Source organism: Fructobacillus ficulneus (assembly GCF_001047075.2).
GTDB classification, from domain to species: Bacteria; Bacillota; Bacilli; order Lactobacillales; family Lactobacillaceae; genus Fructobacillus; species Fructobacillus ficulneus.
Genome location: NZ_DF968005.1, coordinates 557,189 through 563,355, shown reverse-complemented (window position 1 = coordinate 563,355; position 6,167 = coordinate 557,189). Strand labels below are relative to the sequence as shown.

Genomic DNA, 6,167 nt, shown 5'->3' with positions numbered 1-6,167 from the left:
TTTATTTCCAACCAAGATGTTACGGCGGTGGTGGACTTTGTCAAGGGCCAACAGGAGGCTTTGTACGATGATCAAATGACGGTCACAGACGAAGAAATTGCCCAGGACGAAGCTGGAGCAAATGGTGGCCAATCGGATGATGAACTCTTCCAAGAAGCTCTGGAATTTGTGATTGACCAACAAAAGGCTTCTACTTCGCTCTTGCAACGACGGTTCCGGATTGGTTATAACCGGGCTGCTCGTCTGGTTGATGACTTAGAAAATGCCGGCTATATTGGTCCGGCTGATGGGGCCCGTCCCCGTCATGTTAATGTGACAAAAAAGGATGAAGATTAATTCGATTTTTCAATCGTTATTACTGAATACCAAAAATGCCCCCTATCAAATTCTGATAGGGGGCATTTATTTGTTGAGTAGTTATTCAGTGAAGAATGGTTGAATTTGTTCGGCAAACGACCCATCGGGGTCATTAACGAAGGTTTTATAGGCCGCCCAATAGGCGTCTTCAATTAAGAGGGGTTCAGCAATATTTTTAGGAATGGCTGTGCGCGGAATACCGCCATTAGAATCACGGGTGCCGTTGTATTCTTTGGTAAAGTCATCAAAGCGTTTTTCAATAACGATGGCTTCTGGACCAAACCAGTTATGGGGTTCCTTCGTGAGGAAGGCTTCATCGATTTGGTAGGGCGCCCAGTCTGGCTGGGCGACCGCGATTTTTAAGGGGTGGACCAGGGCTTGAAGTTGCACCTGGCCGAGGGCAATATCAGCAATGGCACCAGCCATGGCGGAGGGAAGGTTGGTTTGGTTGTTTTCCTTAGCGACAAGAAGGAACTGGCCGGTCATCTTTTCATCGGCAGTCACTTCTTGGCCGGCTAAGACATTTAATAATTCTGCTGGGGTAACATTAATAGCTTGCATGGGTAAAATCCTTAATCTTGAATATTGATAAATGAAAATTGGTTGAAGTCGAAGAGTCCTTGGTCAGTAATTTTTAGAGAAGGAATGACCGGGAGGGCCATAAAGGACAAGGTCAAAAATGGATCAAAAGGTAGCGAAGAAATTTCTTGGAAGGCCTGGTTAAGCTGGTCTTGTTTGAGAATTAGTTCCTCATAGGGCAAATCGGACATTAAACCGCCAATTGGCAGAGGGAGGGTTGTAACCTTGCCGTGATTGGCGACCACTTGACCGCCGCCAATTTTTTTGAGGGTTTCAACGGCGAGGGCCATATCGGCATCGTCAACGCCGGCAACAATCAAATTGTGAGAATCATGGGCAATCGTTGAAGCAATCGCTCCGGCTTTTAATTCTAAACCTTTAATAATACCGAGTCCATGACCGAGGTCACGGTAGCGTTCAAAAACACCAACCTTGGCATAGGTTTGGTTAGGTGAAAACTCGCCAGTCGAACCGACTGGAACGTCTTCAATTTTATGCAAGGTCGTGATGTGGTGGGGCTCAATCTCAATTACGTGGGCTGGCTTGTTAGCCTGTAAGGGCAGGCGCAAGTCCGTTTCATCAAATGTCAGGTTCATTTGCTGGCCAGGGAGCGGGAGAACGTCCTCTGTCTGATTATGAAAGAAGTTACCGTCAACCATGGTTTGATCGATTTTGACTTGGTTTAGATCAGTTAAAATTAACAAATCGGCGGTGAAACCAGGGGCTAGGGCCCCGATGTTTTCGAGGTGATGGGCTTGGGCGGCGTTGTATGAGGCCATAGTGTAGGCTTGTTCGGCCTTGAGACCCTCTTGGATAGCCAGAGCAACGTTGAAATTAATTGACCCTTCCTTTTGAATATCGGCTGCAGATTTATCATCCGTGGCAAAGGCGAAGTGACCCTGGTTGGCTGGTGTGATTGCACCGAGCAAGTTTTTCTCATCACGTTCGACAGTCCCTTCACGTAAGAAGACGGCCATGCCAGCGTTAACACGGTCGAGTGCCTCTTCCTTGCTCGTGGCTTCGTGGTCAGTATCAATGCCATATGCTCGATAGGCTGCTAGTTCTTTGGGACCTAAGCCAGCACCGTGGCCGTCAACGTGGCGGTGAGCCTCTTGAGCATCGCGGATTTTTTGGATCATGTCAGCATCAGCGTTCGCTACGGCGGGGTAGTCCATTACTTCAGCCAGACCGGCAATTTCAGGGTGCTGGTAAAAAGGTTTTAAAGCATTGGCATCAAGTTTAGCACCAGCGTGTTCAAAGGGGGTCGCTGGAACGGAAGAGGGCAACATGTAATGGATATGGAGGGGCGTCTTTTTAGCTGAATCCAGCATGTACTGGATGCCAGAAATTCCAGCTACTGAGGCAATCTCATGAGGGTCAGCAAAAATACTTGTCACACCGTTTTGCAGCGAAAGACGGCCAAATTCCGAGGGCGTTAACAATGACGACTCAATATGTAAATGAGCATCAATTAGGCCGGGCACAAGGTACTTTCCGGTGCAATCAACCGTCGTTTGAGCCGTTAATTGGTCATTTTTACCGACAAAAACAATTTTCCCGGCTTTAATCCAGAGGTCTTTTTGATTAAATTCTTGGTTAAAAACATTTAAGACTTGGCCATTTTTTAGGCAAAAGTCAACGGTTTGTGACATGATAACGCTCCTTTTGGCATTTTAGATTTTATCCAGTTTAGCATAATCTTTGTCCAGAAGCGGTAAAATTTACTTTCTTTTAAGATTCACCGTGTAAAGTGATAGTTCAATGGCGCGGTGTTGTCTATACCAATTTTAATTTTTGGGATTGACTACCGTGCCAAACCTGCTAAAATAGCTATTGTTAGATTAAAAAGTATTACCAAACCAATTATTTTTGAAAGAGAGATTGTTACTATGTGTGGAATTGTTGGCGTTACCGGTGTTGAGCAAGCCTTGCCTTGCCTCTTGCACGGTTTACAAAAGCTTGAATATCGTGGTTATGATTCCGCTGGTGTCTATGTGACAGACCCGGAAGGTAACGATGCCTATATTAAAGAAAAGGGCCGTGTCTCAATGCTGGCCAAGAAGGCTGAAGCCAATGGCTTTATTGGCACTGCTGGAATTGCTCATACTCGTTGGGCAACACACGGCAATGTGACGATTGAAAACGCACACCCACAAAAGTCTGCGGACGACCGTTTCTTCTTGGTCCACAACGGTGTCATTGAAAACTACCAAGAATTGAAGGCCCAATACTTACAGGGTGTTCATTTTGTTTCTGAAACCGATACAGAAGTTGCTGTTCAGTTGGTTGACAAGTTTGCGACTGAAGAAGGCCTGTCAAACGTTGATGCCTTCCGCAAGATGATTTCTTTGTTGGAAGGAAGCTCAGCTTACGGATTCTTGTTGGTTGATAAGCAAGAACCTGGAACTTTGTTTGCGGCTAAGAAGAAGTCACCACTGCTTGTTGGTGTTTCTGACCACGGGAACGTCGTTACTTCTGATGCGGCAGCTATGGTGGATATCACCAAGGACTTTATCGAATTGCGCGATGGCGATGTTGCCATTATCAAGCCCGATTCAGTGACGGTTTACGATGCTGATGAAAAGCAAGTTGACCGTGAAACCTTTACATTGGAAATCGATCCTGAAGACACAGACAAGGGTGCTTACCCTTACTACATGTTGAAGGAAATTGACGAACAAGCCGTTGTTGCTCGTAACATCGCTGCTCATTACTTTGATGAAGATGGTAACCTTCAAGGAATCGGCTGTGCCATTACTGATAAGATGGCCGAAGCCGACCGTTTGTACATTGTGGCAGCGGGAACTTCATACCACGCTGGGTTGGTTGGTAAGCGCTACTTCGAACAATGGGCTAACATTCCAACGGAAGTTCACATTGCTTCTGAATTTGCTTACGACCAACCAATGTTGTCAGCTAAGCCATTCTTCATCTTCTTGTCACAATCAGGTGAAACAGCTGATTCACGAGAAGTTTTGGATAATGTCAAGAAGCAAGGCTTCCCAGCCTTGACTTTGGCTAACGTCATGAACTCAACGCTAACACGTGAAGCCGACTTTGCCTTGCCAGTTTTGGCTGGTCCTGAAATTGCCGTAGCTTCAACCAAGGCCTACACTGCTCAGGTCCTTGTTCAAGCAATTTTGGCTTCAGCCATGGGCGATGCCGGCTTTGATTTGAAGGCCGAATTGGCCAAGGTTGCCGTTGAAATCCAAGCGATTACCGACGAAAAGGAAACTTTCAAGGAAATTGCGGAATCAGCCTTGCGTGACCAAAAGTCAGCCTTTTATATTGGCCGTGGTTTAGACGCCGCTGTCGCTTTGGAAGCAGCCTTAAAGTTGAAGGAAATCTCATACGTGCAAACGGAAGGTTTTGCGGCTGGAGAATTAAAGCACGGTACGATTTCATTGATTGAAGATGGGACACCAGTCTTTGCCTTGTTAACCCAAGGAAAGACAGCTGGTTTGCTCCGTGGTGAAGTTGCCCAGGTAGCTGCCCGTGGGGCCAACACGATTGTTTTGGCTTCTGAAAGTTTGGCCAAAGAAGGCGATGCCTTTGTCTTGCCAGAAGTCAATGAATTATTGATGCCAATCTTGGCCGTGATTCCGGCTCAATTGATTGCCTACTACGCAACTTTGGACCGTGAATTGGATGTTGATCGTCCTCGTAACTTGGCTAAGTCAGTGACAGTTCAGTAATCTTTAATAATTGCAATCTAGTCTATTAACTTGTAAAGAGAAAGCCAGCTAAATCAGCTGGCTTTTTTGTTTGTTAAGCGTTTCTCTGGTAAAATAGTAAAGAATGTTATTCGCTATTAAAAGTCAAATGGAGATGAAAAGATGAGCCTCTGGGCAAAACTATTTTCTAAACAAAACCAAGGGCAGGCAACAGAAATGCCGTCCTTGACAGAATTTAAAATTCCTAAGCATATTGCCATCATTATGGATGGCAATGGTCGCTGGGCGAAAAATCGGCACCTACCGCGAGTGGCTGGTCATAAGCAGGGGATGGAAACGGTCAAAACCGTGACAAAATTGGCTTCAAACGCCGGTGTCAAGGTCTTAACTCTGTATGCTTTTTCAACAGAAAATTGGTCACGGCCAAAGGATGAAGTTTCATTTTTGATGAAGTTGCCAATTACCTTTTTCGATACTTTTGTACCGGAGTTGATTCAAAAAAACATCCGCGTCAAAACGATTGGTGATATTTCAGCCTTACCGGCAGGAACTCGGCAAGCTGTCTTGGACGCACAGAGTCAAACTGCGGAAAATACGGGGATGATTTTGAACTTTGCCTTAAACTACGGCGGTCAAAAAGAAATTGTTGATGCTAGTAAGGTTTTGGCTCAAAAAGTTCAAGAAGGCGTGATGGAAATTAAAGATATCACCCCTGAAACCTTTGCTGGCGAATTAACGACACATTACTTGGGTGATCTGGCTAACCCGGATTTAATTATTCGGACATCGGGAGAAGAACGACTTTCAAACTTCTTGCCCTACCAGGCAGCCTACTCTGAATTTTATTTTACCGATGTTTTGTGGCCTGACTTTGACCAAGACCAATTTAATTTAGCTTTACAAACGTACACGAAGCGCGACAGGCGTTTTGGTAAGGTTAAAGCTTAAACTTTAAATCAGAAAGTGAGATTTCCGATGAAAACGCGGATTATAACGGCCGTTGTGGCCTTGCTAGTATTTGTACCAATTTTGATTATTGGGAAGTTACCCTTGTTACTTTTGACCATTGCCCTGGGTGTGATTGCTATGGGTGAGATTTTACGGATGACCCATACGCTCTTAGTTTCTTTTGAGGGATTGGTTTCTTATATTGGAGTAATTGCCATTATTTTGCCCAAAGATTACTGGACAAATAGTTTTTGGCCCGAAACAGTCAATAGTCAGTCGGTAATTTATGGTTTAGCCTTTTTGTTCTTAGCTCGGACAGTCTTTGCTAAAAAGAGTTTTAACTTCCAAGATGCTGGAACACTCTTTATCGCCATGGTCTATATTGGAACTGGTTTCCACTACTTCTATGCTGCTGATCATCGGGGCTTAGCCGTCTTATTCTTTGGCCTATTGTGTGTTTGGCTGACTGATTCATTTGCTTACTTTGTGGGCAAGTCATTTGGAAAGCACAAGCTGGCACCCCATGTCTCACCAAATAAAACATGGGAAGGCTCAGCCGGTGGTTCGCTAATTGCCGTTGTTGTCGTGACAGTTTTGTACGCAGCCACA

General features: G+C 45.1%; 6 protein-coding genes. 4 read left to right on the top strand and 2 right to left on the bottom strand.

Going from position 1 to position 6,167, the window contains the following annotated elements; all coding sequences use genetic code 11:
- Positions 1-336, top strand: a 336-nt coding sequence (locus AOQ29_RS08315; RefSeq protein ID WP_275936586.1) for a DNA translocase FtsK, incomplete at its 5' end; no start/stop codon positions are given.
- Positions 337-417: 81 nt separating this feature from the next.
- Here AOQ29_RS08315 and AOQ29_RS07280 read toward each other — a convergent pair.
- Positions 418-918, bottom strand: coding sequence for a hypothetical protein (locus AOQ29_RS07280; RefSeq protein WP_061993817.1), 501 nt, complete (start codon positions 916-918; stop codon positions 418-420).
- An 11-nt stretch (positions 919-929) separates the two neighbouring features.
- Entirely contained in the window at positions 930-2,588 is a 1,659-nt protein-coding gene (ade, locus tag AOQ29_RS07275) for an adenine deaminase (protein WP_061993816.1), read from the bottom strand.
- Between the two features lie 237 nt (positions 2,589-2,825).
- On the opposite strand from ade, the gene glmS reads away from it, so the two are divergent.
- From glmS to AOQ29_RS07260, 3 genes are all read left to right on the top strand, one after another.
- Entirely contained in the window at positions 2,826-4,631 is a 1,806-nt protein-coding gene (glmS, locus tag AOQ29_RS07270; protein WP_061993815.1) for a glutamine--fructose-6-phosphate transaminase (isomerizing), read from the top strand.
- Between the two features lie 141 nt (positions 4,632-4,772).
- Positions 4,773-5,558, top strand: coding sequence for an isoprenyl transferase (locus AOQ29_RS07265; RefSeq protein WP_083989416.1), 786 nt, complete (start codon positions 4,773-4,775; stop codon positions 5,556-5,558).
- 27 nt (positions 5,559-5,585) lie between these two features.
- The coding region (locus AOQ29_RS07260) for a phosphatidate cytidylyltransferase (RefSeq protein WP_061993814.1) at positions 5,586-6,167 on the top strand (582 nt) is incomplete at its 3' end.